The following is a 25,542-nucleotide window of genomic DNA, read 5'->3' on the forward strand; positions in this document are numbered from 1 at the left end:
GGACCCATGCGCGACTCGACGCCTTATGTTCTTTTAGCGTTTTTTGCACCTGCGCTCTTGGCTCAGGAGAAAAGCGAAGAACGCATCACCGTCCATGGCAGCAGCGTTTTTCTGGAACCGAGTTCCACCACGGTCATCGGCGTCGAGCAACTGGAAACCTACAAATATACGGATTTGAACCGGGTCCTGAAAACAGTGCCCGGGGTTCAAATCCAGGAAGAGGACGGCTTCGGCCTGCGTCCCAACATCGGCATGCGAGGCGTGGCCCCGCATCGCAGTCGTAAGGTTTTGATCATGGAGGACGGGATTCCGTCCGGTCCGGCTCCTTACGCGGCTCCTGCTGCCTATTATGTTCCCACCATGACCACGATTGAAAATGTCGAAGTCACCAAGGGATCCTCCGCTGTACGCTATGGACCACAGACCGTCGGCGGTGCCATCAATCTCATCACCCGTCGCATTCCCGAGGTGCCCTTTGCGGCCCAGGTGGACGTCGCGCAGGGAACCTTTAATTTTAAGAAAGCACTCGCCTCGGCCGGCGGAAGGCAAGGGGCCTGGGGCTGGTCGATACTCGGCGCGCAGATGGAAAGCGACGGTTTCAAGACTCTGACCAACGGTCATGATACCGGCTTTCATAAACGCGATGTGCTGGGAAAATTAAGTTACGACATCACCGACAATCAGCAGATCTTTTTCAAAGGCGGCTGGTCGGATGAACTGTCGGATGAAAGTTATTTGGGTCTGACCAAAGCTGATTTTGAAGCGGATCCCTATCAGCGCTATGCGGCTTCGGAACGCGATCAAATGAAAAATGGTCATCGCACGCTGGCCGTGGGGCACGAGCTGCGGACCGAAACCTGGCTGAGTCGCGTCACACTTTATAATCATACGTTCGATCGCACGTGGAAACGTTTTGATGGCATGAGCGACCGTTCCATCGATATCCGTTCCGTGCTGACCAATCCCGTTGGCCAGAACGCGCATATTTACGATGTGATCAAGGGCCTTGATGATACGCTCGGCTCGGGTGACCTCATTCTGCAAGCCAACAACAGTCGAAGCTACTATAGCCGCGGCGTAAATTGGGACGGTCAGTATATTTCGAATTTTGCGGTTCAAAAGTCCAACCAACTGGAATGGGGTGTGCGTCTGCATCAGGACAGCATTCGCCATAATCACACGAGCGATACCTTCAACATGGTCCAGGGCCATCTGGAACCGAGCGGCGAACCTTCGGGCATCGGAGCCCAGGATCGCATTACAGCCGAAGCGTGGTCCGCTTATGTTTGGGATACCTACACGCTGGGTGATTGGCGTTTGAGTGGAGGCTTGCGGCAGGAATGGGTGACCATCGAAGAGGATGACTTTTCGGCTGCGAATGATGATGCCGTCAATAAACGGTCGGCGTCCATGCCAGGCATCGGCGTCTTTCATCAAATCAATGGCAATTTGGGCTGGCTGCTCGGTGTGTATCGCGGTATGGGACTGGCCGCGGCGGACGATAAAGGCAGCGGCAAGGCCGAGGAAAGTATCAACTACGAATCCGGTTTTCGTTTCATGCAGGACAAAACCCTGGTGGATCTGATCGGCTATTGGAACGACTATCGCAATATCAAAGGCACCTGCAGCGTGTCCGAAGGTTGCGGCACGGCCACCCGGGATATCAGCTATGATGGTGGAGAAGCTTTGATTTATGGTCTGGAGCTCACCGCATCCCATAACTTTCGGACAGGCTCGCTTCAGTTTCCGACCTCGTTTCAATATACGCTCACCCGGGCCAGTTTTGATGGGACCTTTGTTTCCGGCTTGACGGATTGGGGCCTCGGTGAAATTCACAAGGGCGATCCGATTCCGTATGTGCCGCGGCATCAGGTCGGGATTCAAGCTGGTGTGCGCTGGGAACCGGTACTCTTCAATTTACAATGGAAACACCAAAGTTCATCGTATGACCAGGCTCTGGCGCAGGGTCGGGAAACTCTGCCAGCATCCAGCATTCTGGATGGTTCACTCAGTTTGACCCTGGCCGAAAACTACGAGATTTATGCCACCGCTGATAATATCACGAACGTGAAAACCATCGCCTCGTTCCGTCCCTTTGGAGCCCGCCCCGGTAAACCACAGGCTTTTGTCTGGGGCGCCAAAGCCAGATTTTAATTCGCCACACGAAGTACATGAACTTACCAGGGCTCCCTTGCGAGCCCGAGCCCCTCTTGAAAATTTAGGTAGCCAATCCTCAGATTAAGCCTAAGCTGACCCCAGGCCACGGGTCGTTCCAACCTTGATTATGAAAACGCCACAGTAAGAGCCCGGGCCTGGTGAGGATACCAGTGACGGACTCCATGCAAACAGATGACCGACACAGCCACTCTACACGGGAGATGCCCCAGGACAGAGTCGATTGCTTGCAAGGCGCACCTCTGCATCTTTCCTATTTTTTCCAACTGGCATTGGCCATGACGCGGGAACTGGCTCACCTTCATCTGACTCATGGAATCCATGGCTATCTTACGCCGGATGAGTTTGCTGTCCATGGCTCGAGTGTCAAGCTCAGGCACGACGACGAACGGGCCAGGCTGCCCGTGGTGATCACCAAAAATAATCTTCCTTATCTGTCGCCTGAGCAGCTGGGCGGATGGGGCAAGGTTCCGGACAACCGCTCCGATCTTTACGCCCTTGGGGTCATCTTTTATCAGATGCTCACAGGATCCCTCCCCTTTCCAGCCAGTGATGAGCTGGAGTTGTTTCATGGTCATCTCGCCAAAACCCCCATGTTTTCTCATGGCACCGGGCTTTATGTTCCAGCGCGCCTTCAGACGATTATTCTCAAGCTCCTTGCCAAAGATATGAAAGATCGCTATCAGAGCGCTCATGGCCTGCTCAACGATTTAGGCCGATGCCAAAACATTTTGAATGCCAACCTGGATCATGAGGAATTTCCGTTGGGCATGCAGGATATTTCCATCCGGCTGCAAATTTCTCAGAAAATATATGGGCGTCAGCGGGAACAAGCGGAATTGCTGGCAGCTGTGGATCGGGTCAGGCACGGGGGTCTGGCTGAGCTGGTTTTGATTTCGGGTATGGCCGGCGTTGGCAAAACCACGCTGATCCGTGATCTCTATGAACCTGTGACGATGCAGGGTGGCTTTTTTCTTGCTGGTAAATTCGAACAGCTGAATACAGAAATTCCATATTTGACCCTGGCTCAGGCCTTCCAGAGTCTGATCACGCAGGTTTTAGGCGAGAATGAAACGCGACTTGCGTCCTGGCGGCAAAAGCTGAACGATGCGCTGGGCCAGCAGGGTCACCTGATCACCCAAATGATTCCCTCGACTGCCATCATCATCGGTCATCAGCCCCCGGTTCCCGCGCTGCCTCCGCTGGAATCACAACATCGCTTCCATACTGTTTTTAAAAAATTCCTCAGTGTCTTTGCCACAGCCCAACATCCTCTGGTTCTATTTCTGGATGATTTGCAATGGGCTGACGCCGCGAACTTGAAAATCCTGGAAAATCTTGCCACAGATACGGAGCTTCATCATGTTCTGATGCTAGGTGCGCGTCGAAGCCAGCACGAACAAGAATCGCGCCCCCTGGATGACTGGTTGAATGCCATTCGCAAGGCCCAAGGGCGGGTTCACGAATCGGAGCTGGCGCCTCTGCAGCCGGATCACCTGCAGAGTTTTTTAGCGGACATCCTGCTGACCCATGAGCCCGACGTCACTGCTTTGGCAGCGCTTCTGCATCAGAAGACCGATGGCAATCCTTTTTTCTTTATTCAGTATATGAAGTCTTTGGCAGAAGAAAATCTTTTGACCCTTGACGTTCGCTCCGGCGCATGGACATGGAACGTCGATGCCATCCAGGCGAAGAACTATGCCGATAACGTGATAGATTTTATGCTGACACGACTGCGGAAGATGCCGCGGGCCACGCAAAGAGTTTTGCAGTATGCGGCCTGCCTTGGCAGTCGGGGCAGGCTTCAGGACCTCGAAAGTTTTGCCAGGAATCAGGGACATTCCTGGGAATCCGTTCAACCCGATTTGTTCCCGGGCATTTTACTCCAGACTGGTCCGCAGTTTCGTTTCCTGCATGATCGATTGCAACAGGCAGCCTACGCACTTTTGCGACCTGATGAACAAAAAGAAGTCCATCTGAGTATCGCCCGTCGGGTTGATCAAACAAGTCATGATGATGACCGATCCATGTTCAACATGATGAGCCACTATCAGCTTGCCAGAGACCTTCTGATCGACCGCCGGGAATGCCTGCACGTGGCCCAGAGGAGTCTGGCTGCGGCGCTCAAGGCCAAAGTTTTGGCCGCCAACCCTTCCGCTTTGGAATACAGCCGCTTGGGTTTGACACTTCTGCCTGATGACGCCTGGGAAGTCGATTATGATTTGACTCTTGGCCTGCATAGGGCTCACGCAGAAAGCTTGTGGCGTTGCGGAAAAGCTGATGAAGCCGGACGTTGTTTGACAGAGCTATTGAACGTGGCGCAAATCGCACCCTTGGATCGGCTAGGTCTTTATCATACGCTGATTGAAATCGACACCACACAAGGCCTCACACAAAAGGCTCTTCACACGTGCCAGGAGGGGCTCGCGTCCGTTGGCGTGGACTTTACCATGGACCCTACGGATGATCAGGTTCTTGAGGTTTACAGGGCCTATCGATCGAGCCTTCAGAACCGGGCGATCGAATCGCTCTTGGAACTGCCGCCGCTCACGGATCCACTTGAAAAAGCTGCGATGGATTGCATGGCAGCTGCCATTCCTGCTGCGATACTCACCTCCCTGAATATGGGAACTTACCTTTGCTGCAAAATGGTTCATTCCAGTCTCATGCATGGAACAAGTCACGCCACGGCTGCCGCTTACTCCTACTTTGCCATGCTGCTGGGTCCCGTTTTTGGTGAATACGAGGAAGCCTACCGCCTGGGCAAGGTCGCCTATGAACTCTCGCAGCGCGAGACCCATTTCTGGAAAGCACGTATTTACGTGACCTTTGGAAATGCGGTGAATTTCTGGACCCAGCCCATGCGTACCGATCTGCCTTATGTATACGCAGCAAGGCCTGTGGCCCAGGAAGTCGGCGACGTAGCCGGGGCCTGCTTTTGCTGCAATCATTTGATTTCAACCTTGCTCGCCCTGGGTGCGCCCCTGCCTGATGTTGACGCCGAGATCACACGGGCCTTGGAATTTCTTCAGGCCATGAATTATCCAGCCATCGCTGATATTCTGCTGGGTCAGCAACGACTGGTCCGACGGTTGCGAGCGGATGGTGAGTTCAACGCTGATGATATCGGTTACACGACGCGCGTCCTTTCAAGTCCCATGATCCTGCTCCGATGCTGGTATCACACTTGGAATCTGCAAGCCTGCTACCTTTTGGAAAAACCAGATGAGGCGCTGCGCGCTGCAGAAGCGGCCCAACCTTTCCTTTGGTCGTCCCGAGGCCATTTGGAGGAAGTGGAGTATGCCTTCTATCACGCTCTTACATTGGCTCAGGTCTGTACCCAAGCGTCAGGCGCGCAACGTAAAGTCTGGCTCAACGAACTCCTGGCCTATGGCGAAACGTGGCAGGAATGGGCGCACAACAGCCCTGAAAACTTCTCGGCAAGGTATCATCTCATCCAGGCGGAAACCGCTCGCTTGATGAAGGAAGACCTTAAAGCCATGCATCACTATGATGAAGCGATACGTCTGGCCCGACAGAACTCATTCATTCAGGTTGAGGCTCTCAGCTATGAACTCGCGTCACACTTTTGTGAAAGATCTGGATTTCAAGCCTTTTGTGACCTTTACCTGCAGGAAGCCAGGCGGTGCTACGAGGCATGGGGTGCCACCGGCAAGCTGCGGCTCCTAAAGGACCACTGTCCGCATTCAAGTCCGGTGACAGGTCATGGCATGCAGGACAGCGTCCATCAGAGTATTAACATCGATCGGCTGTCGCTGCTTCGGGCCACGCAGAGCATCTCCAGTGAGATTATTCCCAACCAACTGATTGAAAAACTCATGCGTCTCCTGGTTGAGGCTTCGGGAGCCGAACGCGGCTATCTCATCACCTCGAGTGAGGATACATACCATGTCAGGGCGGGAGCTGAAACTCGCGCCGGTCAACTGCAGGTGGAAATGTTCACAGCGTGCCCGGGCGAAACATTTCCTCATCTGCCGCAAACCATTCTCAATTACGTACGGCGTTCCCGGGACAAGGTTCTGATCGCCGATGCACGGGCCCCGCATGCCTTTACCTCGGATGAATTTCTGCAGCATCATCCCGTTAAATCCATTCTCTGTCTGCCGATTCTAAAACATCAGGTTTTGATCGGCATGATTTATCTTGAAAATAAATTCGTAGCCGGCGCTTTCACGCCCAGCAAACTCACCGCTCTGGAAATCATCGCGTCCCAGGCGGCCATTTCCATGGAAAATGCTCGCCTGTATGACGAACTCAAGGGGCAGGAGGAAAAGCTGCGAGCCACTCTGGAAAGCATTCAGCCGGGCGGACGGCATCGCATTGTGCGGGTCAGCGCATCTCCCATGCGTCAACCCTCGGGCGAAATTCCAGGCGCTGTGCTGGTGCTGCGGGATGTCACCGAACTCACCGAGCTCGACCGTCTCAAGGATGAATTTCTGCGGGCCATTGCTCACGAACTCAAAACGCCTCTGCTGGTGGTCACAGGTTATTTTGAATTGTTTAAGATCCTGACTCAAAAAGGCGCCGATGCCCAGAAACTTCAGGAAACCATGCTCCGGATGGACAAGGGGCTGTCGCAGCTTAAATCGCTGATGACCACGATGGTGGATACGGCTGCATTTCAGCTCGGCAAGCTTAAACTTCACAGGGAGTCCTTTGAACTTCGACCCTTCATTCAGGAGCTGATCCAAGCCCGAACCTTCCAGGACGACCGGCATCGTTTGAAATTTGCTGCGTCGGCGCACGAGCCGGGCATGATTCGTGCGGATCGGATGCGTCTTACCCAGGTCATGACCAATCTCCTGCAGAACGCTCTCAAGTACGCGCGTGAAGGCGACATCGAATTGAATATCGTGGATGACGATGATTTTACCGTTATCAGCATCAAGGATCAGGGCATTGGTATCCCACTTGACCGCCAGGACCGAATATTCCAAAGATTTTATCGGGCGCATGCAGAAACGGAACATGATATGGGCGGCATGGGAGTTGGGCTTTTCCTGGCCCAGGAAATCATCCAGGCTCACCAGGGCACGATCTGGTTTTCCAGCCAGCCGGGAGCCGGGTCGATATTTTCTTTCCGATTGCCGAATAAGCAAAAATGACCCAGACCAGGTCAAGGTAGGGATGGATGTTCGCTGGGGTTTGCGGTAAATTTAGGGCATGAAAAAGGTTTTTGACACAAAATGGGGTCCTGATTTCATTCGATCCGTGCCGGATTGCGCGGGGATTTATGTTTTTCGCAATGAGCAGGCCGTTCCGATTTATGTCGGCAAGGCCAAGAACCTACGTCGACGTCTTTCGCAATATCGACTTGCACTCGCAAAAAAATCGCAGCGCAAAATGCGTATGATCGTAAGGAAAGCCAGTACGGTCGAGTTTGAGCTCTGCACGTCGGAAACCGAAGCCTTGCTCCTCGAAAACCAGCTGATTCAAAAGCATCGACCGATGTTTAATATCGCCGGTGCCTATGCTTTTCTTTACCCCTATCTGGGGTTTAAGATGGACCCTTCATCGCCGCGGGAGCTGGTGCTCTGCTGCACGACCCGTCCAGAAGCGCTGGAAATCCATGGTTTTCAACTCTTCGGGGCCTTTCGTTCCCGGGAAACCGTAGGGCTGGCGTTTGACGCTTTGGCAGAACTTCTCACCTATATTGGTCACGATGATCCTTCGCAACGCGCGGCCTTTGGCAAACTCGCCTACACGCGGATCAGCTGCTTTCGTCAGGTGGATCCCGAATGGGGTGGGCTCATGACCAGTTTTTTCCGTGGCGAATCCGGCGAGGTGATGAATCGCCTGTTTACCTGTCTTTTGGAAAAACCAGGAGCCCGCCGGCATGCCGAGCAGGTGCAAACTCATTTGCGAAACCTGCGAAGTTTTTTCGTAAGTGAAGCCTCCCGCTTGCGCGTGGCGCTTAATCATCACGGTCGGGATGTGTCCATGATCCCTCAGGAGGAGCGCGACGGCATTTTTCTTGCTTTGACTTGAGTCGTCTTCACAGCTTTCCATTTGCTGAGGTGAACCCATGCAAAAAAAGACAGTCCTCATCACCGGCGCCTCCTCTGGTATTGGTCTGGCGACCAGCCAACGGTTTCTGGCTGCCCAGTATCGGGTTGGTATTATCGATAAGGATCCCTTGCCTGAAGTCCTGAAGCTCTATGAAAAGGAAGGACGCATACTCTTCGTCCAGGGCGAGGCCACGGATGAACAAGCGGCGACCCGGCTTGTCAATCGGATGAACCAGGAATGGCGCGGCATCGGCGCGCTGGTGAATAACGTCGGTATTTTTAAAAAAGTTCCGCTGACTGAACTCAGCCTCAAGGCATGGCGTGAGATCCTGGATACTAATCTCACATCCTATTTCCTGTTTGCCAAACTGTGTGTGGAAAGCCTGAAAGCTTCCCATGGCTGCATTGTCAACATTGCATCGACGCGCGCCTTGCAGTCGGAAGCGGACACGGAAGCCTATGCCACCAGCAAAGGCGGAATCGTGGCGCTGACCCACGCGTTGGCGATCAGTCTGGGTCCTGATGTGCGGGTGAACTGTATCAGTCCCGGATGGATTGATACGCGTGACGCGAGTACGAAAAAGCAAGAGCCTTTAAAACCCAGCGATCACCAGCAACATCCCGCCGGCCGGGTCGGCGAACCGGAGGATGTGGCTGAGTTTGTTCACTGGCTTGTGGATCAGCAGAAAGGTTTTATCACAGGCCAGAACTTCATCTTGGATGGTGGCATGACGCGCAAGATGATCTACGAAGAGTGAATGGTTAGGAGCCACCTGCGATAGGCAGAGATGGATCAAATCGAATGCGAGCATCGACTTTCACTGGCAATCGGATAGGCAGTCGGTCCAGCGAAAAATTAGAGTCGGGGAGTATATCCAGGTTACCTACGCCGATAGCCGGGTTGGCACAAATCTCGGCACCGCACCCAGGATACTTGACCACGAACAGACCATCGTAAGGCGAAAGGCGCGAAGCATCATCACAGATATAGCGGGGCTTAAACGTATAAGCCCCAGGCTCGTTGCCGATCAAAGAATCAAAGGCAGCGGCATAGGCACACAGAAAAGAGCTGGTTTCACTCTGCACCACAGCAAAAGCCGCGTAAAAATTGTCGTCCCTTCTCAAGATCAGGGCTTTCTCGGTATAAAGAGTCGCCTCAAACTGAGGATGGTCGACCAGCTTATGAAAAAGCCATTGATTCCAGTCAGGGGACTTATTCGCTGCGAACGCTGTTGCCGAAATCATCAAGCCCAAACCAACCGATAAACACTGACGCACCATATTCATAGACGATCTCCATGGATTTATAAGGGATAAAGTTGAACATTGAACCGAACCAGAGCGTCTGGATTCTCGTGATCCAGCTCTGCATGATAGGTTCGGAAATCCTGTTTGATTCTTTTAATGAATTCGCGATAGGCGCTGCGTTTGACCGTCAGGACTGAGCTATGAAAGATCACATCATCCCGCTGCTGCCGCAAAAGAGGCAGTCGTTCGATACCTTCCATAAAGCTCTTCTTGAGATAATCGGCTTCCTGACCAGCGCTATACTGGGCGCTCAAAAACGAAAAATCCTTGTCCGGATTCACAGTCAGGCGATGGCCCTGCTCCACGATGAGACTTTTTTGCAAGAGGAACTGAAGCGACCGCTCGATGGTGGCAGCGGGCAGGATAGGCAGGACTTTCAGCAGATCCCGATGGCCCGCGGTTTTTTCCGGAAAGAGAAAAAGGCTCAGATAGACCAGCGACAGAGCATAGACGTCGAAGTTATCCTCGACTTCCAGCGTCATCGAACGAAAGTTCTTTTCGAGAATCGTGAGCTCGGCCTGCAGTTCTTCGCGAACTTCGGCGGACTTCGCATATTCCGTTTCCAGCAGAAGCTTTTTCTCAAGGTAAGTCGCCTCGAAAGATTCGAGGTCAAGGGTGGCCACCAGGGGCCTGACAAACCGCGCACTGATTTTTTTGCGGCCTTTGAAGACATCCGTGAGGTAGCCGCGCGAACTCAATCCGACGCGTCGCGTCAGGTAGTTTTTGGTATACGCGCTATTCTCCATTTTCTTCAGGGCGATCAGCCTTTCCAAGGCGGGAACCCCACGATGCGACAGGAGGATGGAGTGAACAATGGATTGCATAGACACCGGTAAGGAAGGGGATCACTCAGAAATTCCGCCCTCTTAGTAGGCCAGGTTCAGCCTTAAGTCAATGCCATGCTATACAAATTGATCAGCCTGAAAAATGCAGTCGGCATACCGTCCCAGAGATCCGGGACTGTATGCCGACAAAAGCCAATTATTTCAGGATGACAAACTTGCTTGCCAGGTACGCATTCAAGGATTGGCTGCGACCGGTTGTGGGGTCAAACAGTGGATTGCCGCCGGCATAGACGGTACCCAGAGCATCGCAGTAAATGTTCAGATTCTTTCTGGCCAGATATTTCACTTTGGAGGTGGCGCGGCCAGTGGCTTCGTTGAACAGGGGTGTGCCACCCATGTACATCGTTCCCAGCGGATCGCAATACTGATTCAAACCATGGGCCCAGCGCTTGGTGGCCAGGTAATCTTCCAGGCTGATCGAAGTTCCGGTGGCTTCATTGAAAAGCGGGCTGCCGCCAGCATAAACCCGGTCGATCGGATCACAGTAAGCATTCAGTTGTTTTTGAGCGAGGTAATCTTCGCGGCTGGTGAATTCGCCGGTCGCTTCGTTAAAGAGCGGGCTGCCACCCGTATACATGCGGTCGATCGGATCGCAGTAGATATTGAGCCCTACGCCTTGAGTACCCGAGCGCTGGCCTTGAGCCATAGCTGAGGACGACAGGACGAGAGCGGCCAGTGTGAGACCTAATGTGGCGAGAGACTTTTTCATAGGATTCCCTTTCCTTCTGGGAGTTGGTCAACAGGAATCCTTGTCGCATAAACGATTCGTGAGTGACAGAACGCGCAGGGGCAGGGCTTAAGTTTTTGTACACCAGAGGGGTACGGCGGCACTTTAGCGTATGCAGGACAGAGTCTCGATGTGGTCGCGCTTATCGACCGCGACCAGATTCAGCGTTAGGCTGCGATCGATCGAATCGGTGGCTTCGATTGTGTCACCGTTCCGATCCATTTTCAAATGCCTGGCCGTGCCATCCTCACCACACTCGGTACGATCCGAATAGAGCAGCATGTAGCCGGGCTTATAGTGAGCAATGGTTCCAAAATCCCCGAACGTAGCCTGGCTGGTCTTGTTGTCAGCCGTCATATAATAGCCATCCGCGGAGATTTCGAGATAAATGGTGCCGCGGGCCAGGGTCATGAGCCAGCTTCCCGCATAGCGTTCCAAATTTATCTGTCGAACCTTGGCTTCGACTTCAGGATCGAGCTCAATGCGTTTTTTGGTGAGCGTTGGGGCACCGCAGCTGACAACGGTCGCAGCGGCGGCAAGCAGGACGAACTTTCGCAAATCATTCATCAATTTAACCATGGATCGCGTCACTCCAATGAAAGCCCAAAGACGTCGCAACCCTAGCACACAGCGGTTTTGGCGCTTTGCTCGGGATTGCTTGCGAAAGGCTGAAGTGCTGCAGTTTTAGCGGGACCGGCGTGGGCGGGTCCATTCGGGATGATGCTGGGCGCCAGCTAGAATTTTGGCGTTGAGAAGTCCGGTGAATTCAATGCTATCCAAACGACCTGTGCCGTCGACATCGAATTGCTCGAGAATCTGGCTGGCTGCGTCTTCCGAGGTGATGGTCGTGCCGGCAAATGGTTCTTCAGCTTTCAAAAGATCGCGAGGGGAAATCAGCAAATCATGATCAACATCATAATAGGAAAATGCCTCGTCACTGCCCGTGGTACTGATCGGCAGCGGCCTTGCCTCATCCCGTTCCGACGAACAGGCGCCGGTCAACATGATGAGACCAAGAAGAGCGGCAATGACGTGGAAAGAGTGCATAGTTTTCCCCTGAAACCCTTGACTTACGGGCCATTGCCCTGAGTGACCATCTACAGGAACAGGACTTCTCATACAAGTCCATTATTGCAGAGAAAGACGCGCCAGCTGAAAAAATCAGACAAAAAAATTTCACTTATTAGGAAGCCAGTGCACTCAGACGTATGTCACCACGGGCTCTGCCTGCGGTCGAGGTCAGGCACAGCTGTCGAAACCCTGGTCAGGCCCGCTTTCGAAATGCCACACCCGAGACGATTTTAATTAATAATATCAATATTTTGTATTACGCTCTTACAAAGAGGGAGGGCATGGAACCTGCAAAACAGGGAGCAGCTGATGAGGTGTTCCATGCTGTCGTACCGTGCTCTTGCTGTTGTTGTGCTCGCCGCTATGATCTATAGCATTCATCTCTATGCCACCTATCACCCTAAGATCCGGGCCAGTTCTTCCGTTTGGGCGATTGGTATTGGCTGTACCGTGATCGCTGATATTCTGTGGATTGGTTTGACCCGCGAGTTGAATGACAATACCGCGATTGCCCATTATGTTTTCGTCTGGGAAATTGTGTATAAGCTGATGGCCGTCGCTATCCCCGTGATGCTGTTCAACGTGCAGCTCACATCCATTGGTTATGTTGGTATCGCTTTGATTCTCTTTGGCGGTTTCTGTCTGAAGTGGGGCGGTTCGGCGATTTAACTGTACTGCAGAAAGAGATTGCGAAGGCAGCGGGCCAGACCGCGCTTCATCTTCGCGTCCGGTTGATCCTTCGTAAACAAAGCCTGGTTCCATTCCACTTCGATCCCGGCATATTCATTGGGTCCATAATGTTTGCGAAGCCAGGTCGTAAGGCCATCGGCCGTGCCCAGGTAAGGATAGTTGCGACGCATTCTCCAGTCCGGCCACTCACTCTGCATTTCTTTCATTAAAGCATCGGACCAGAGTTTTTCCCAGGGGCGTCCTGGATCATAGAGCAAACCCAATTCCGCAGTTCGAACGTCACCATCCAAAACCGGCGTAAAGCTATGCATGGCCAGATGCAGAACCGAGGCTCCATCCTGAATGCTGCGTAGGATTTCCTTTTCAATCGCATTCCGGTGCGGCCAGTACCAGGCGGCCAGGATAAAATTCTTTTCCGTCGCGTCCATATCTCGAAAAGCGGGGCCGAGACAGCGAGGATGATAGGGCGATCGATTGCAATCCACCAAAAGGCGGGAGATCTGCGTGAAATGAAGCGGTGCTTCCAGAGCGGTCGCCGCCTGACGAGCCATCGCCAGGGCACCGGGATCCCAACCCTTGTGCGTGAGAAGATCCTTTTGCTGGGATTTGCTCATGCGTTTCAAGAAAGCAGCGGGCACTTTATGACCCGCATGCTCACAGGTAATCAGCACCGTCCAGTGACGTGGGTCTCCGGAACTAACCATAGAACGTGCCATCATTCAAACAGGCAGCCAGGGAGCGATAGGCTTTCTGAATATCCGGGGCCTGTGGCTGAGCCGGCAGACTTTTGATAATGCGCTGACTCAGAGTACCCTTCTGCAAAAGAACATCCGCTTCGCCTGCGAAGTGCTTCACCGGATAATCCTCGCTGGTCAGACGCGTACAGATTTTTTGCCACAGGTACTGCAGCGTCACTGGGTTTTTCTGTCCGAAGCAGCGTAAGAGGAACGGATCCTTCACTTCAAACGCGCCGCCTTCCCGTAAAGCGCCAAGGAACGTGGTCTGCAGATCTTGTTCAGAGACTGCCTTTTGCTCGGCGAGCGGAATCCATCGTCCATCCACCAGGCTTTTCACCAGTGAAACGACCAGCCCGATCACGGCAAAGTCCGCGGCCACGCACTCCTGAATATCCAGCACCCGGATCTCGATGGCGTTGCGTTCGAAGCGGGCAATGGCGCCGCGTGAATTCAGCCATTCGCCTTCCAGGACCTCGTCGGTATCGAGAGATTTGATATCACTTTCAATGCGGCGGATAATTTTCTCTTCGTAATCCTTCTGCGTAAACACCGCCTCGGGGATGATGGACCCGATAATCGAAGGGATCCGCTTTTGATTCTGCGAATAAAAATTCAGGCGGTTATCCTGAATGCCCGTAACTTTACCTTCCACCAGGGGTGAGCTGGCTGCCAGGCCTGGCAGCAGAGGCAACGCGATACGGATGGCAGCATGCAGTCGGCCGAATTCCTCGTCGTTGGCAAAGGGCAGGTTGATGTGCACGCTTTGCAGATTGGACCAGCCATGGCCCTTGCAATCAAAAATGCGGTTATACGTCTCGTAAATGGTGTTCTGCCCATGCGGCCAGATTTTGGTTTCCTTCAAGGGGTCCATCATGGGGTGCATGGCCGTCGGCAGAAGGCAGGCGTCCCATCGTTCCAGGAGTTTATTCACCCGCTGAATTTCACTCTGAAACGAACTCGCCAGGCGGACGAGGTCTTTCTGCGGACCATTGCCCTTGAATTCGATGACATGCAAGACGATTTCATTGGAAACGTTGATCCTCCCCAGAGAGATCTCATTGACGATTTCCCCAGAAAGGGCCTCGATCACCTGATCGCAGATCGGTTTGACCTGCAGCGTCTGGCGGTCGACGATCATGTATTCCATTTCGATGCCATAGGCTTCAAAAAGCCGAAGGGTCTGACTCACTCGGTATACCCTTTCGTTTTACGGTCCAATCGTTTGATAAAGACCCGCATGATTTCTTCGTACAGCTGATTCTTGATAATACGGTCTTCGACGCCCCCATCGATACTGGGATTATCATTGACCTCGATGATATAGAATTTGCCGTCTTTTTCCTTGATATCGAGCCCATAAAGCCCATCGCCGACGACCGAAGCGGTTTTGACCGCCAGCATCCGCAGCTTGGGTGAGATCTCTTCCAGGGGGAAGGTCTCCGAGTGCCCATAATCCAGGTCACCGGCTTTGTCGGTATGATAGATCTGCCAGTGGTTACGGGCCATGAAGTATTTGCAGGCATAGAGCGGTTTATTATCCACGATCCCGATTCGCCAATCGAATGGAGTGGGCATGAATTCCTGGGCGATGATCAGATCCGAATCCTCGAGCATGGTCAGGACTTTTTCCCGAATTTCCTCCAGGGACTCGGCCTTCTCCACACCCTGGGAAAAACTGCTGTCCGGGCGCTTCAGCACGCAAGGCACCGGCAGTTTGTCTATGATCGATTCCAGATTCTTCTTGTGAATCATGAAGGTCTTGGGCGTTGGGATATTATGCCGTTTGAGAAGTTCGGCCAGATACACCTTATTGGTACAACGCAGGATGGACTCCGGATCATCGATGACGACGAGGCCGAGGGCTTTGGCCTTCTGCGCGAAACGGAACGTGTGATGATTCACGTTGGTCGTTTCCCTGATAAAGAGCGCATCATATTCCGCGAGCCGCCGCAGATCATCAGGGCCGATGATATCGACCTCCATATTCATATCGCGCGCGGCCTTCATGAACTTTTGAATCGCTTTTTCATCGGAAGGGGGAAACTGCTCCTTGGGATTGCGCAGAATGGCCAGACTATAACGGGCCGACTTCAGCTGCTTTCTTTGCGAGCCGCATTTGAAGTAGGTTTCCGCGAAGCCAATGAGATCGGTCTGATGCGAGTGCGGCACATCCTTCAGACTGATGGGGCCGATCGAACTGAGCAGCCACTTGGTCTTCTTCACGAATTTAGCTCGGATCAACGGCGCCGCAAAATATTTATAGAGTTCGTTGCTCAGCTTGTCGTACTTCCTCGCCATGTTTTTGCCGAAGTAGATGCTGAGTTCGAAGTTGTCCGATTTGATATCAGCAAGCGACTTCTGCACCAAATCATCGAGGTTCTCTGAAGTGATCTTGACGAAGGCCTTGGTCTTCATTTCCTGAATGGTGCTCAGGGAGGGAAGGGGTTTGTGGCCTCGGGCAGCTGCCAAAAGGGAAACATAATAGCCGGAACTTTGATAGCGATAGGACCGACAGAGATTGAAGACTCGATAGTTCTTGATATTCTGAAAGCCTTCATCCACGAAGTAATCAATATCGCTGATAACCTCAAAGTCGCCCAGACGTCTGGGCCATTCATCGACCGATTCAACTACGATGAGGTTCTTCATGGGGCGCGTCTTTCCTCTGTATGAGAAGTAAGTTAGCATCATAGGTCACCACACCAAGCAGGATCGCACAGATCACGCGGCTGATGGAGATCGTATAGGTATTCTGTTCAGAAAGGTTATTCGGGAAATAAGGGTCCGAGATATTCACAGTCCTTGTTTCCTTATCAATGCCGGTCAGCACCACGAAGTGTCCCGACGGCCGGCCTTTGATATCATTATGCTCGCAGGTCTTGGGATCCTCGCGGGAACTCTGATAAAGATAAGTCGCACTCAGCCCCGCGATCACAGGCCGAGGCCCGCTAAGAAGGTTGACGAGAAGGTCAGGTGTGAGGTCTTCGAAGCGCAGAATTCCACCGTGCTCTAAAAACTCCATATAACCATCACTGGCCGTGCGAAGCTTCCTCTGCTTCTTGGCGTGACGTTGTAATTTTAGTTTCTCAAACAACTGGGCGGGTGGCAACCCAAACCAGGTCGGATCGAAAATGTTGACGTTGAAAGACCAGATTTCGGCCGTATAACCCCGTTTGAGAGCATGCACTCCCAAACGTGAGGCATAGGTCCCGCCGGTCTCGAGCATCGGCACTTCCTTGATCACTGTCTCCAAGGCCGCCTTGTCGTTCATGTATTCATAGATGGAATGGAGGCAGGTCGGTCCACAGGTGACGTCGTCCGGCTGCTTCCGGATATTGACCTTCTCTTTCAGATTGCCCATACAGCTCCCTCCAGCGGCCCTATACCCTGGAAATACTGTGTCCCCATCGGAACGTCAACCGGGCAAGTTGAGAACACCAGTCTTTAGCAAAAATGCAAAAATTCCCGGCCCTAAGAGCTATTGTATGCGGATGCATGAAATCGGGACCAGCAGAAAAATACTGATCTCAAGTTTCCCGGGTTTCCTCCGACACCATCGATAGACCCCAATCACCTAAGGGAGTAGGCTTTGCGTAGTCTTTGCATCGGCATCCTGCTTGTCCCAGCCTCCGGCGTGGCGGCTCAATCGGCCCATCCAGCGACGGGCACCGGTGCCTCTCTTGAATGGGGATCCAATCAGGCACCCAACGAAAACACCAGCGACAACCAGACCCAGGTCTTTCAGCTGTCGATCAACTATGGAACGGGCTCACTGACGCTGGAAGCCAATGGGAATCGGACTCTGACCAAAGCCGCCAGCCCGAATGCCTATGAAGATGGGCAACCAGTCAGTGGAACCTATGCCAACGGCAGTGTGAAGCAACTTCGCACTGTGGCCTCAACGCTTCTGCCGTTTCGCGGACGCTCCTTTGTCGTGGGGCTGGGTCTTGAGGATTTGGATGTGGGCGTTTCCGGCAGTTCTCTGAGTAAAGCAGGCGGAACCGAAGGTAGTTTTCACATGAACTCCCTGATTCTGGAAGGCGGCGCTCTGAGAAATTTCAACCGCTGGGGTCAGGCCCTGGTCACCATGAGTTATGATCACGTTCTGGGCGGCAAACTGCGTTCCCGTTACCTCACCAAATCCATTCGCTCCGATGCGACACAAAACTATGCCATCATCAACGACTCCCTCGCTTCAGGAGGGCGCCTCTCGATCACCGGCAACTATCAGTTCAATCTGCTCCCTGGATTTTCCTTTGGCCTTTTCACATCGGCTCAGTATGGATCCGTGGCTTTCGTGGACCGCAATCAACGGTCCTATATCTATGGTTATACCACCGGCCTTTCGCTGATGCTAAAAATTTAGAACACTCCGTTCGCACCTAGGATTTCGGAATCGGGCCAAGGTGTGTGATATACCATTGCCGTCCCCAATTGATCAGCGCACGAACCTCCAGCACTTCAGGCTGTCCTGAGGCCGTCAGTTCGATTTTCCGCTTATAGCAGGACCAGTAGGGAATCTTGTTGGCTTCCGTCTGTGGCGCTTTCCATTTGCAGGACCCGCCCTTGATCGCTTTGAAGACGAGCGGCCCGCGCCCTTTAAATCGAGCCTGCTCACGAGCAAAGTCCTGTTCGTACCATTTAACCAGTTGGCTGTAGTAGTCAGCGGGTTTGGCGATGGCTTTCAGCTGCAAAAAAGCCGGCTCGGGAAAAAAGAGGTCTTTGACCTCGGCAAAACTGCCTTTTTCAAGCGCAGTCAGAAGACGCTGGGCCTGGGGATCGAAGGGATCGATCGTGGCCTTCAGCGTTTCATCCTTGTTTTCGGCCGGTATGATGAATGCGTCAGCCAGCAGCAGAGACGGTGTCATGGAACAGATGAGGGTCAGAACGAGTTTGCGCATGGGCCACCTCCTTAGGCGGCCATTTTATCGCGAAATCCCGCGCGACCGATACTCCGAAGTGAATCCTCCGGGACCGCCTGCAATTGAAAGACGCGACGTGGGCCTATCCCTCGCAACATACGTTCACCATAATCTTCGCAGCCTGCATAGGCGAGTGATTCAGCGACAGCCTCGGACACGACAATACCACCCTCAGGTGCGGACGCCTTGAGTCTTTGAGCCATGAGCGGCGTGGCTCCCAGAGCCATATAATCCGTACGGGCTTCTCCACCAAATCCACCAATGATGACTTCGCCCTGATGGATGCCGATGCGAACCTTGACCGACCACGCCTCGAGTTCAGCACAAATATTCTTCTGGGCGGAAGGCAGAACCTCCAGCATTTCACGGGCGCATTGCGCTGCTTTTTGAGCCTGCTCCGCGGGAGAGAGTTCACCCGGAAAACCAAAAATGGCCAGCACACCGTCACCGATGAATTTATCAATCATGCCGCCGTGAGCAAACGTGACTTCGGTCATCGCCGCGAAATAGCGATTCAGAAACTCGCCAAGACCTTCGAGCGGAACATGCTCGGAGAGCCTGGTAAAATCAGCGATATCACAGAACACCATGGTGACCGTCATTCTTTTCGGACGGGCATTGAAATCAAAACCGCCCTGAATGATATCGCGCGTCACAGCAGGAGGCAGAAACCGCTGCAGCAGCATCGACGTCCTTTTCTGTCGCAGCATGGCATTCTCACGTTCAATGATCTTGCGCTTTTCTTCGCTCACAAAATTCGCCGCTTCATAAGCAATCCGCCGTTGAAACAGGAGGGCGAGCACACAACCAAAAAGCTGATAATTGACATCCCGCACGATGAGATTGGCATTCCATTCGGAAAAGAGGAGCCAGACCCAGACCTGCATGGCAAAGATCAGGATCGCTTCGAACCAGTCCACGCGCAATGTAAACACAGCAAAGGCGGCGATCAAGGGTGGATAAAAACGCGCGCGGTCGTGAAAATCAGCCGCATAACTATACTGCAAAGCCGTCATGATGCCGACCAACGCGATTCCATAAACCTTGGGAATCAAAAAGCCCTGCTCGCCCGAAAACCGGTAGCCGAAGCGCAGATACAGAAAGCCGAGCAGGAAGAGGAACGAGGGAATTCCGCGTAGCAGAAGCGCGTAGGTCAACCCGGGATTCACATCCCCAAGATGCATATCGAGTGGGATGAAACCCAGAATGAGCACACCCACACCTAAAAAAGTGGTCGCCAGCTGGCGCCGGCAAAAGTCATTTTCATGCTGGAACCAGGCTCGCAGGATTTCCGGTGAACCCGTATTCCGAACCACTTTGGGAGCCAACCAGAAAGGAATAGGCATAGCGCGACCTCCAGCATCCTGGATCGGTCAGCTGATGCAGGAACTCAAAGGTTTTCTTGAGCAAAATGATCGAAAAGTAAGGAAGGCGAGGGGAAATGCTGAAATCTGCGGCATAGGCCCAACATCCGTGGACCGTGCTCGCAGAATTCTGTCGGTTTGAAACGCCGATCAGACGTGGGTTTGCGCCTGGGAAGACCGAGGTTTCAGCTCCGGAGGAATGCGCAGGACCTGACCTGGAAAAATTTCATCAGGATCCTTCAGCATCGGCCGGTTGGCCTCAAAAATTTCAGCATAACGATTGGCGCTGCCCAGATATTCCTTGGCGATCTTCGACAGTGTATCACCTGTCTTCACCGTCACCATCGTGGATGGCTGAGCAGGTGCTCCTGGAGCCGTGGATGCCATGGGAGGCGTAGCCGTGGCTCCTGGCTTCTGCTGGTTGGGTGCAAGGACTAAAGGCGTTTCAGGCACGGTGTGTCCCGCCGCGTAGGGCGCGACACGCAGGCCATCATCATTGACCTTGTCCACACCTCGATGATTGCCGACAATCAATCGCGTCAGTTCCAGATCCTTTTGCGTCAGTGCCACGCCACTCAGAGTGGCAAGGCCTTTCTCGTACTTGAGTTGAAAATTTTGAATCGATAAACCAGCCTTATTCACAGCCGCGAGCAGATCCTGCTGCATTTTGGCGTTATCGGTTTCCTTATCGTTCTGCCCCAGCTGATCTTTGATGAAATCAAAAAGGCCCATATATACTCTCCTTCGGTTGTATCATCGTCCAGGCGATGGTCATTCCGTTATGCAGGACGCATGCCTGGCTTTCGGAAATAGGAACTAAGCCATTTTCTCAGATGAAGTTGACGCAGATCCAGCAAGATCAACTTGACCGTCATGGTCAGGCGGCATAAGTGAATCTATGGGAAGGAGGGAACGTGATGTTCCATCAACTGAAAAGAATCCTCATTGTTGATGACGCCGAGGACTTTCGCGCTTTACTCAGCGCATGGATCACCCTGCGAGGCCTTCAGCCCGTCCTGGCAGAAAGTGGCAAGCAGGCCATCGACATACTGAAAACAAATCCCATTGATCTCATCATCACTGATTTTCAGATGCCGGAAATGGATGGTTTGGATTTGCTGAAGTGGTGCCGGAGTCATTCCATTCACATACCTGTGGTCTTTACCTCGGCTTCCAGAAGGGCCGTCGACCGCGAGCAGATCGCCCTGGGTGACTGCTGCGCGACGAGGTTAAACAAGCCGATCAATTTCAAAATTTTGGCGGCGGCGCTGAATGCCGCCGAGCGGCATGACCATCATCGGGACTGCCTGCATCAACCCTTCAAGGTTGATGTGGAAAAAGAAAGCCTCATCACGGAAAAAGAAGACGCAGGCCGTGATTACTAGGCAGACGAATCACTGAAATTGAGAGGCAGCCGGGAATCAAAAATCCGCAGACGACGTCTACGGATCATAATTCGGACAGAGAAGAATTCTTAGCTTTGTCTCTCGCACGTTTCAAACTTTTTTATCAAGCAACGTCAATACTACCTCTTTCGCTGCGATCCCTGTCAGAGGCAGGAACTGGCGCGTACGCTACAGCCCTGACCACCAGCGCCTTGAACGCACTCATTCAATGCCGCAGCCCAGGCTCCAGCTTCATTGCCGGACTCTGTATGCGCCCACCACACCAGACGATTGTCATTGGAAGCAGCGATGGCCTGACACTGTCCATTGACCACATAAGTAACCCCCTGGCAGTCTTCTGCATGGCAGCGATACACCGCCAGGTCAGTCGCATCCTGAAGAGAAGGCATATGGTTTGATATTCCAACGTTTCCAGTCGAGTAGGAAAATGCGATCACGGAGTATTCCGTCGCCAGAGCGCTTGGGGCGAATGCAGCCATCGCCATGGCGGATGAGAAACCAATAAGTGCATTTGCTATCGTTTTTTTCAACATGGATTTTTTTCCTTTTTTACTCAAGAACATTTGTGAAATGCAGCTTTCATAAGGCAACCTAGCAACGCTTTTTTTGATATCTGATTGCAACGAAGCAACAAAATATTAAGCTGCATATAATCACGCTTGTTGATCAGGAATTCATTCCACTGCCTTCATCGAAGGGGGTTAGCATCTAAAGGCTGGCACCACTGACTGAGGCGAAATAAGGAGCGATCGCAAATTGATATACACGTGTTCAACTGTTGATTATAAACCGTGGTGACAGCTTATGATCACAAAGGAGTTGAACGATGAGGCTTTCTCTATCTCTTGTCACGACAGGTTTACTGGCTCTTTCTCTCCACGGCAGTCAGGCCCTCGCCATGGGACAACGGGCGCAGGTGTTCGAACAGGCAACGGAAGCTGGGATTTGGGATTCCACCAGCGAATTCTATCTGCGGCTGGACCTAGCCGAGATTGCCGGACTCACCAATCAAAAATTCATTTGGGCGGGTTTCCATCAGGATAGTTCCGGCCTCTTTCGCGGTGAAGTCGTACTGGACGATTTTAGCCCCACAGAGAGGCGACTGCCAGCCCAGGCTAGAATTCTGCATGTCACCGACACGGCCCGCTACTTTTTGATTGAGGTCCTGGATCCCAATGGTGGCGTCATCAAGGAATTCTTTCTGAAAGGTCCCAACCGTCCTGACGCTCCAGCGCGCTAACCAGGTGGTTCGAAGGCTTTTCCAGAGCGATAAGCCTTCGACTCGGACAGAGGTTTGCCTTGTCCTGGTCTTTATTCCAAAAGTCCTCACCCCATGTTCCCCTTCATACCGTATTTAACTCGCCGATAAGGGATGAGCAGGTTCAGCTTTGAATCAGACCCTTGCGTGATCGTATGCTTCCAAGGAGTCCCATCCTGTGATGGCCCGAATCCTTGCCCTTTTCCTTCTGCTCATCACGCCTGCGTCCTATGGCGCTGAGAAATCCGCTCGCCCGCATGTGAAGGGCGTCTTTTTTATACCCGAGCAGTTCATTGACCCCATCCATGCTGGTGACCTCAGCAGCCTTGCGACTCGTCTGGGAACACCAGTCCAATGGCCCGATAGCCGTGCGATATTCTCGCCATTGATGACTCCATCAGCCGCCGAGGGCAGCGCCAAGGCTCCCAAAAGTGCCCATTTCGGAACCTATCTGATTGCCTTGCAAGGCGGACTGCCTGGCCACAAGGGTCTTTCGTTTAATATCAATGAAGCCTATCGCATGTATTTGGTTCGTGGGAAGAACACCGTCCTGCTCCATGAAGACGGCAACCTGACCACCAACGCGGACGACAGCATTTACCGCCTGGTGCCTTATTCCACGCATGAAGCTTATTTTTCCTTTGAAGGTGGTGATCTGTGGCTCCTCATCCAGGCCTCGGCGCCGGCTCACACCGTAGGCGATCGCCGTTATTCATCCCTGGGAATTGCCAGTTTGAAGATGGGCGAAGCGGCGAGCATCCGTACCGCGCAAGTCTCCAATCAGATTTATCAGACCGCATGCTTCGGGGCGTTTTTGCTCCTGTTCATGTACCAGCTGTCCATCTATCTCCTAAGGCGTAATGACCTTTCGAATCTTATGATTGCGCTGGCCGCACTCGCGTTCCTGATGCGGTGTCTTTCCGAGGAACAGGTCCTGGCACTTTACTTTGAACAATCCAATGCCCTGGCTATTTATAATTCGACCATTCAATTCCTTCGGTTCATCTTTTTGAACAGCGCCTCTTTCCTCGTGTCCTATTTTCTTCTGAAGGAGGTCTTTACCAGAGCTTATTTTAACACTCTGACGGTGATGAACGTGATTACGATTCTTATCATCGGCCTTGTGCAATTGAATCCGGCCGTGCCGGGCTACTGGAAGGATCGCGCCCTCGCTCTTCTGACAGTCACCATCCTCGCTGCCGCCTTGATTTCCGCCTGGCTTTATTTCAAGGCGTGGAAGCAGGCCATTCCCGGCGCTGTCTTTGGACTGCTCGGCTATACCATAGGCCCGATTTTGGTGGGCGTTGATTCCCTGATTATCCAGGGCAGGATCGATTTCTTTCGAGTGGGGACCCTGGGCCTTTTGTTTATGACCTTGGCGTCTTCACTGATGACCGGTCAGCAGGCGGCAGAAGCCTATCGACAGGCTGGCTTGCTGAATGAAAAGCTGACCGGCAAAAACCGTGAAATCCAGGATATGAACCGGAACCTGGAAATGAAGGTGCATGATCGGACGCGCGAGCTCAAGACCATTTTTGATAACATCCCCCAAGGGGTGGCATCCTTGAACGCCGAAGGGATCATTTCGCCCAATTATTCACGGCATCTGGAATCCATCCTGCGCGAGACCAACCTCGGCGGCCGATCCATTGTGGACTTTTTCCAGCGCACGACACTTTCCCCGGATGCTCTCAACCGAATGGTCGAGACCTTTCGGGCCAGCGTCGGTGAGAACAGCCTGAGCTTCTTACTCAACGAAGCCAACCTCCCGCTGGAAGTGACTGTCAGGTCCCAGGCGGAGCCTCTTTTCCTGGCTTTGACCTGGGGGGCTGAGCTGGCGGAAAATGATGAAGTCCGCAGCATTCTTATGACCATTGAAGACGTGACCGTGAAAAAGCGTTTGGAAGTCGAGAGTGAAAAACAGCGCAAGGATCTTTTAATTATCCAGGAGCTGCTCCAGTGCGAGCCGGAGAAGTTCGAGATCTTCGCCCGAGCCTCAGAAGCCTTGCTGGCCGAGAATCGACGCCTGATCCAGGCCGGTGCCCTGTCGAACGATGATGTCAAAATCATGTTTATCAACGCCCATACTGTCAAAGGCGGAGCCCGTACGTTGGGTCTTTCGGGCTTAGCCAATATCCTGCACGAAATTGAGCATGAGTATGCTCTCATCATGAAGAACCTTGCCACCGCGCAGCAGTCGAGTCTCGCTCTCAGCGTCTTGCGAGCCTGGACGGTTCTTGATCTCTATCTCGCGATCAACCGGGACAAGCTGGGACGCAAAACCAACAGCGATCAAATCACTTTGGATATCGAGTTCATAAGAAATCATTACAAGGTTTTGGAAAGCCTGATGCTGGATAACCCCACGACGCCGCGCCTGCTGCTCGACAGCATCCGTCAGACCAGGGATCAGCTGGCCAGCCTGATCTTCAAATCCGATACGCATATCCTGGAACAATGTTTCGAACCCGCTGCCAAGATCGCCAAAGATCTCGGCAAGCCGGCGCCCGAGATCCGCCTCGAGACGGCCGAACTCCAGGTCCCGCGCGAAGTGGAGCACATTCTACGGAACGCCTTGATTCATATCCTGCGCAACGCCATGGATCATGGCATTGAACCCGCTGAAGAACGGCTCAGTAAAGGCAAAAATCTGGCCGGTGTGATCGCCATCAGGAGTCATGCGGAAGGCAAGGCCATTGTCATCGATATCCGTGATGATGGCCGTGGGCTGGCCCTGAAGCAACTGAAGGAAAAAGGTCTGAAAAATGGCTATATCAAGGCTGATGCCGATGCCCAGACCATTGCCGATATCATCTTTCTGCCCGGTCTTACCACGGCACTTTCCCTCTCGCAAATCTCGGGTCGTGGCGTGGGCATGGATGCGGTGAAAAAATTCATTGAAGGGGGCGGGGGAACCATCGAGGTTAAACCTCTTCAGGAAACCGGTGACTACATCCCTTTTGAATTAAGTATCAGGCTGCCCCTGCAGGTAGCCTGAAAAACAAGACCG

The 25,542-nt window shown here is 52.9% G+C and carries 22 protein-coding genes; 9 read left to right on the plus strand and 13 right to left on the minus strand.

What is annotated here, in order from left to right; translation table 11 throughout:
* The first annotated feature begins 6 nt into the window (after nt 1-6).
* From VE954_RS13825 to VE954_RS13840, 4 genes are all read left to right on the plus strand, one after another.
* Nucleotides 7-2,154, plus strand: coding sequence for a TonB-dependent receptor family protein (locus VE954_RS13825; RefSeq protein ID WP_324953666.1), 2,148 nt, complete (start codon nt 7-9; stop codon nt 2,152-2,154).
* Between the two features lie 248 nt (nt 2,155-2,402).
* The gene (locus tag VE954_RS13830) at nt 2,403-7,301 is read left to right on the plus strand and encodes an AAA family ATPase (RefSeq protein WP_324953668.1); all 4,899 of its coding nucleotides are present in this window, start codon (nt 2,403-2,405) and stop codon (nt 7,299-7,301) included.
* Nucleotides 7,302-7,359: 58 nt separating this feature from the next.
* Entirely contained in the window at nt 7,360-8,184 is an 825-nt protein-coding gene (locus tag VE954_RS13835) for a GIY-YIG nuclease family protein (RefSeq protein WP_324953670.1), read from the plus strand.
* 37 nt (nt 8,185-8,221) lie between these two features.
* A complete protein-coding gene (locus tag VE954_RS13840) occupies nt 8,222-8,962 on the plus strand; it encodes an SDR family oxidoreductase (RefSeq protein ID WP_324953672.1) in 741 nt (246 codons plus the stop codon).
* Between the two features lie 4 nt (nt 8,963-8,966).
* On the opposite strand, the gene VE954_RS13845 is transcribed toward VE954_RS13840, so the two are convergent.
* From VE954_RS13845 to VE954_RS13865, 5 genes are all read right to left on the minus strand, one after another.
* Complete coding sequence (locus tag VE954_RS13845) at nt 8,967-9,491, minus strand: hypothetical protein (RefSeq protein ID WP_324953674.1); 525 nt, start codon at nt 9,489-9,491, stop codon at nt 8,967-8,969.
* A 17-nt stretch (nt 9,492-9,508) separates the two neighbouring features.
* Complete coding sequence (locus VE954_RS13850; protein WP_324953676.1) at nt 9,509-10,336, minus strand: TIGR02147 family protein; 828 nt, start codon at nt 10,334-10,336, stop codon at nt 9,509-9,511.
* A gap of 157 nt (nt 10,337-10,493) precedes the next feature.
* Nucleotides 10,494-11,066 carry a hypothetical protein gene (locus VE954_RS13855; RefSeq protein ID WP_324953678.1) on the minus strand — a complete coding sequence of 191 codons (573 nt, stop codon included), beginning with the start codon at nt 11,064-11,066 and terminating at the stop codon, nt 10,494-10,496.
* Nucleotides 11,067-11,189: 123 nt separating this feature from the next.
* On the minus strand, nt 11,190-11,663 hold the full coding sequence (locus VE954_RS13860) for a hypothetical protein (protein ID WP_324953681.1): 474 nt from the start codon (nt 11,661-11,663) through the stop codon (nt 11,190-11,192).
* A 105-nt stretch (nt 11,664-11,768) separates the two neighbouring features.
* The gene (locus tag VE954_RS13865) at nt 11,769-12,131 is read right to left on the minus strand and encodes an EF-hand domain-containing protein (protein WP_324953683.1); all 363 of its coding nucleotides are present in this window, start codon (nt 12,129-12,131) and stop codon (nt 11,769-11,771) included.
* Between the two features lie 345 nt (nt 12,132-12,476).
* Here VE954_RS13865 and VE954_RS13870 point away from each other — a divergent pair, with 345 nt between their 5' ends.
* On the plus strand, nt 12,477-12,824 hold the full coding sequence (locus VE954_RS13870; RefSeq protein WP_324953685.1) for a hypothetical protein: 348 nt from the start codon (nt 12,477-12,479) through the stop codon (nt 12,822-12,824).
* Here the strand turns inward: VE954_RS13870 and VE954_RS13875 are convergent.
* From VE954_RS13875 to VE954_RS13890, 4 genes are read right to left on the minus strand one after another with little or no spacing between them, the layout of a single operon-like run.
* The gene (locus VE954_RS13875) at nt 12,821-13,549 is read right to left on the minus strand and encodes an N-formylglutamate amidohydrolase (protein WP_324953687.1); all 729 of its coding nucleotides are present in this window, start codon (nt 13,547-13,549) and stop codon (nt 12,821-12,823) included. The two genes, VE954_RS13870 and VE954_RS13875, sit on opposite strands and share 4 nt — an antisense overlap.
* The gene (locus VE954_RS13880) at nt 13,542-14,771 is read right to left on the minus strand and encodes a carboxylate-amine ligase (RefSeq protein ID WP_324953689.1); all 1,230 of its coding nucleotides are present in this window, start codon (nt 14,769-14,771) and stop codon (nt 13,542-13,544) included. The genes VE954_RS13875 and VE954_RS13880 overlap by 8 nt, the downstream gene beginning before the upstream one ends.
* Nucleotides 14,768-16,231, minus strand: a complete 1,464-nt coding sequence (locus VE954_RS13885; protein WP_324953691.1) for a RimK family protein — start codon at nt 16,229-16,231, stop codon at nt 14,768-14,770. Before VE954_RS13885 ends, VE954_RS13880 begins: the two co-directional genes overlap by 4 nt.
* On the minus strand, nt 16,209-16,943 hold the full coding sequence (locus VE954_RS13890) for a hypothetical protein (protein ID WP_324953693.1): 735 nt from the start codon (nt 16,941-16,943) through the stop codon (nt 16,209-16,211). The genes VE954_RS13885 and VE954_RS13890 overlap by 23 nt, the downstream gene beginning before the upstream one ends.
* A 228-nt stretch (nt 16,944-17,171) precedes the next feature.
* Between VE954_RS13890 and VE954_RS13895 the strand changes: the two genes are divergently transcribed.
* A complete protein-coding gene (locus tag VE954_RS13895; RefSeq protein WP_324953695.1) occupies nt 17,172-17,948 on the plus strand; it encodes a hypothetical protein in 777 nt (258 codons plus the stop codon).
* Between the two features lie 16 nt (nt 17,949-17,964).
* On the opposite strand, the gene VE954_RS13900 is transcribed toward VE954_RS13895, so the two are convergent.
* The 3 genes from VE954_RS13900 to VE954_RS13910 form a co-directional block, all read right to left on the minus strand.
* A complete protein-coding gene (locus VE954_RS13900; protein ID WP_324953697.1) occupies nt 17,965-18,483 on the minus strand; it encodes a hypothetical protein in 519 nt (172 codons plus the stop codon).
* A gap of 11 nt (nt 18,484-18,494) precedes the next feature.
* Entirely contained in the window at nt 18,495-19,850 is a 1,356-nt protein-coding gene (locus VE954_RS13905) for an adenylate/guanylate cyclase domain-containing protein (RefSeq protein WP_324953699.1), read from the minus strand.
* Between the two features lie 168 nt (nt 19,851-20,018).
* The gene (locus VE954_RS13910; protein WP_324953701.1) at nt 20,019-20,600 is read right to left on the minus strand and encodes a LysM peptidoglycan-binding domain-containing protein; all 582 of its coding nucleotides are present in this window, start codon (nt 20,598-20,600) and stop codon (nt 20,019-20,021) included.
* Nucleotides 20,601-20,785: 185 nt separating this feature from the next.
* Here VE954_RS13910 and VE954_RS13915 point away from each other — a divergent pair, with 185 nt between their 5' ends.
* A complete protein-coding gene (locus VE954_RS13915) occupies nt 20,786-21,253 on the plus strand; it encodes a response regulator (protein ID WP_324953703.1) in 468 nt (155 codons plus the stop codon).
* A 164-nt stretch (nt 21,254-21,417) separates the two neighbouring features.
* Here VE954_RS13915 and VE954_RS13920 read toward each other — a convergent pair whose 3' ends face one another.
* Nucleotides 21,418-21,807 (minus strand): DUF4189 domain-containing protein, encoded by a 390-nt coding sequence (locus tag VE954_RS13920; RefSeq protein WP_324953705.1) that lies wholly within the window; start codon nt 21,805-21,807, stop codon nt 21,418-21,420.
* Between the two features lie 293 nt (nt 21,808-22,100).
* Here VE954_RS13920 and VE954_RS13925 point away from each other — a divergent pair, with 293 nt between their 5' ends.
* Together VE954_RS13925 and VE954_RS13930 are read left to right on the plus strand one after the other, a co-directional pair.
* The gene (locus tag VE954_RS13925; RefSeq protein ID WP_324953707.1) at nt 22,101-22,514 is read left to right on the plus strand and encodes a hypothetical protein; all 414 of its coding nucleotides are present in this window, start codon (nt 22,101-22,103) and stop codon (nt 22,512-22,514) included.
* A gap of 199 nt (nt 22,515-22,713) precedes the next feature.
* Entirely contained in the window at nt 22,714-25,530 is a 2,817-nt protein-coding gene (locus tag VE954_RS13930; RefSeq protein WP_324953709.1) for an ATP-binding protein, read from the plus strand.
* The last annotated feature ends 12 nt before the right edge of the window (nt 25,531-25,542 follow it).

Source organism: Oligoflexus sp. (assembly GCF_035638955.1).
Classification (GTDB): Bacteria; Bdellovibrionota_B; Oligoflexia; order Oligoflexales; family Oligoflexaceae; genus Oligoflexus.

Bases quoted from the DNA above. Each gene is read 5' to 3' on its own strand.
- VE954_RS13910 (WP_324953701.1), bottom strand. From the start codon at position 20,600: ATGGGCCTTTTTGATTTCATCAAAGATCAGCTGGGGCAGAACGATAAG.
- VE954_RS13860 (WP_324953681.1), bottom strand. From the start codon at position 11,663: ATGGTTAAATTGATGAATGATTTGCGAAAGTTCGTCCTGCTTGCCGCC.
- VE954_RS13930 (WP_324953709.1), top strand. From the start codon at position 22,714: ATGGCCCGAATCCTTGCCCTTTTCCTTCTGCTCATCACGCCTGCGTCC.
- VE954_RS13890 (WP_324953693.1), bottom strand. From the start codon at position 16,943: ATGGGCAATCTGAAAGAGAAGGTCAATATCCGGAAGCAGCCGGACGAC.
- VE954_RS13845 (WP_324953674.1), bottom strand. From the start codon at position 9,491: ATGAATATGGTGCGTCAGTGTTTATCGGTTGGTTTGGGCTTGATGATT.
- VE954_RS13920 (WP_324953705.1), bottom strand. From the start codon at position 21,807: ATGTTGAAAAAAACGATAGCAAATGCACTTATTGGTTTCTCATCCGCC.
- VE954_RS13825 (WP_324953666.1), top strand. From the start codon at position 7: ATGCGCGACTCGACGCCTTATGTTCTTTTAGCGTTTTTTGCACCTGCG.
- VE954_RS13905 (WP_324953699.1), bottom strand. From the start codon at position 19,850: ATGCCTATTCCTTTCTGGTTGGCTCCCAAAGTGGTTCGGAATACGGGT.
- VE954_RS13885 (WP_324953691.1), bottom strand. From the start codon at position 16,231: ATGAAGAACCTCATCGTAGTTGAATCGGTCGATGAATGGCCCAGACGT.
- VE954_RS13855 (WP_324953678.1), bottom strand. From the start codon at position 11,066: ATGAAAAAGTCTCTCGCCACATTAGGTCTCACACTGGCCGCTCTCGTC.
- VE954_RS13865 (WP_324953683.1), bottom strand. From the start codon at position 12,131: ATGCACTCTTTCCACGTCATTGCCGCTCTTCTTGGTCTCATCATGTTG.
- VE954_RS13840 (WP_324953672.1), top strand. From the start codon at position 8,222: ATGCAAAAAAAGACAGTCCTCATCACCGGCGCCTCCTCTGGTATTGGT.
- VE954_RS13870 (WP_324953685.1), top strand. From the start codon at position 12,477: ATGCTGTCGTACCGTGCTCTTGCTGTTGTTGTGCTCGCCGCTATGATC.
- VE954_RS13915 (WP_324953703.1), top strand. From the start codon at position 20,786: ATGTTCCATCAACTGAAAAGAATCCTCATTGTTGATGACGCCGAGGAC.
- VE954_RS13900 (WP_324953697.1), bottom strand. From the start codon at position 18,483: ATGCGCAAACTCGTTCTGACCCTCATCTGTTCCATGACACCGTCTCTG.
- VE954_RS13875 (WP_324953687.1), bottom strand. From the start codon at position 13,549: ATGGTTAGTTCCGGAGACCCACGTCACTGGACGGTGCTGATTACCTGT.
- VE954_RS13835 (WP_324953670.1), top strand. From the start codon at position 7,360: ATGAAAAAGGTTTTTGACACAAAATGGGGTCCTGATTTCATTCGATCC.
- VE954_RS13850 (WP_324953676.1), bottom strand. From the start codon at position 10,336: ATGCAATCCATTGTTCACTCCATCCTCCTGTCGCATCGTGGGGTTCCC.
- VE954_RS13925 (WP_324953707.1), top strand. From the start codon at position 22,101: ATGAGGCTTTCTCTATCTCTTGTCACGACAGGTTTACTGGCTCTTTCT.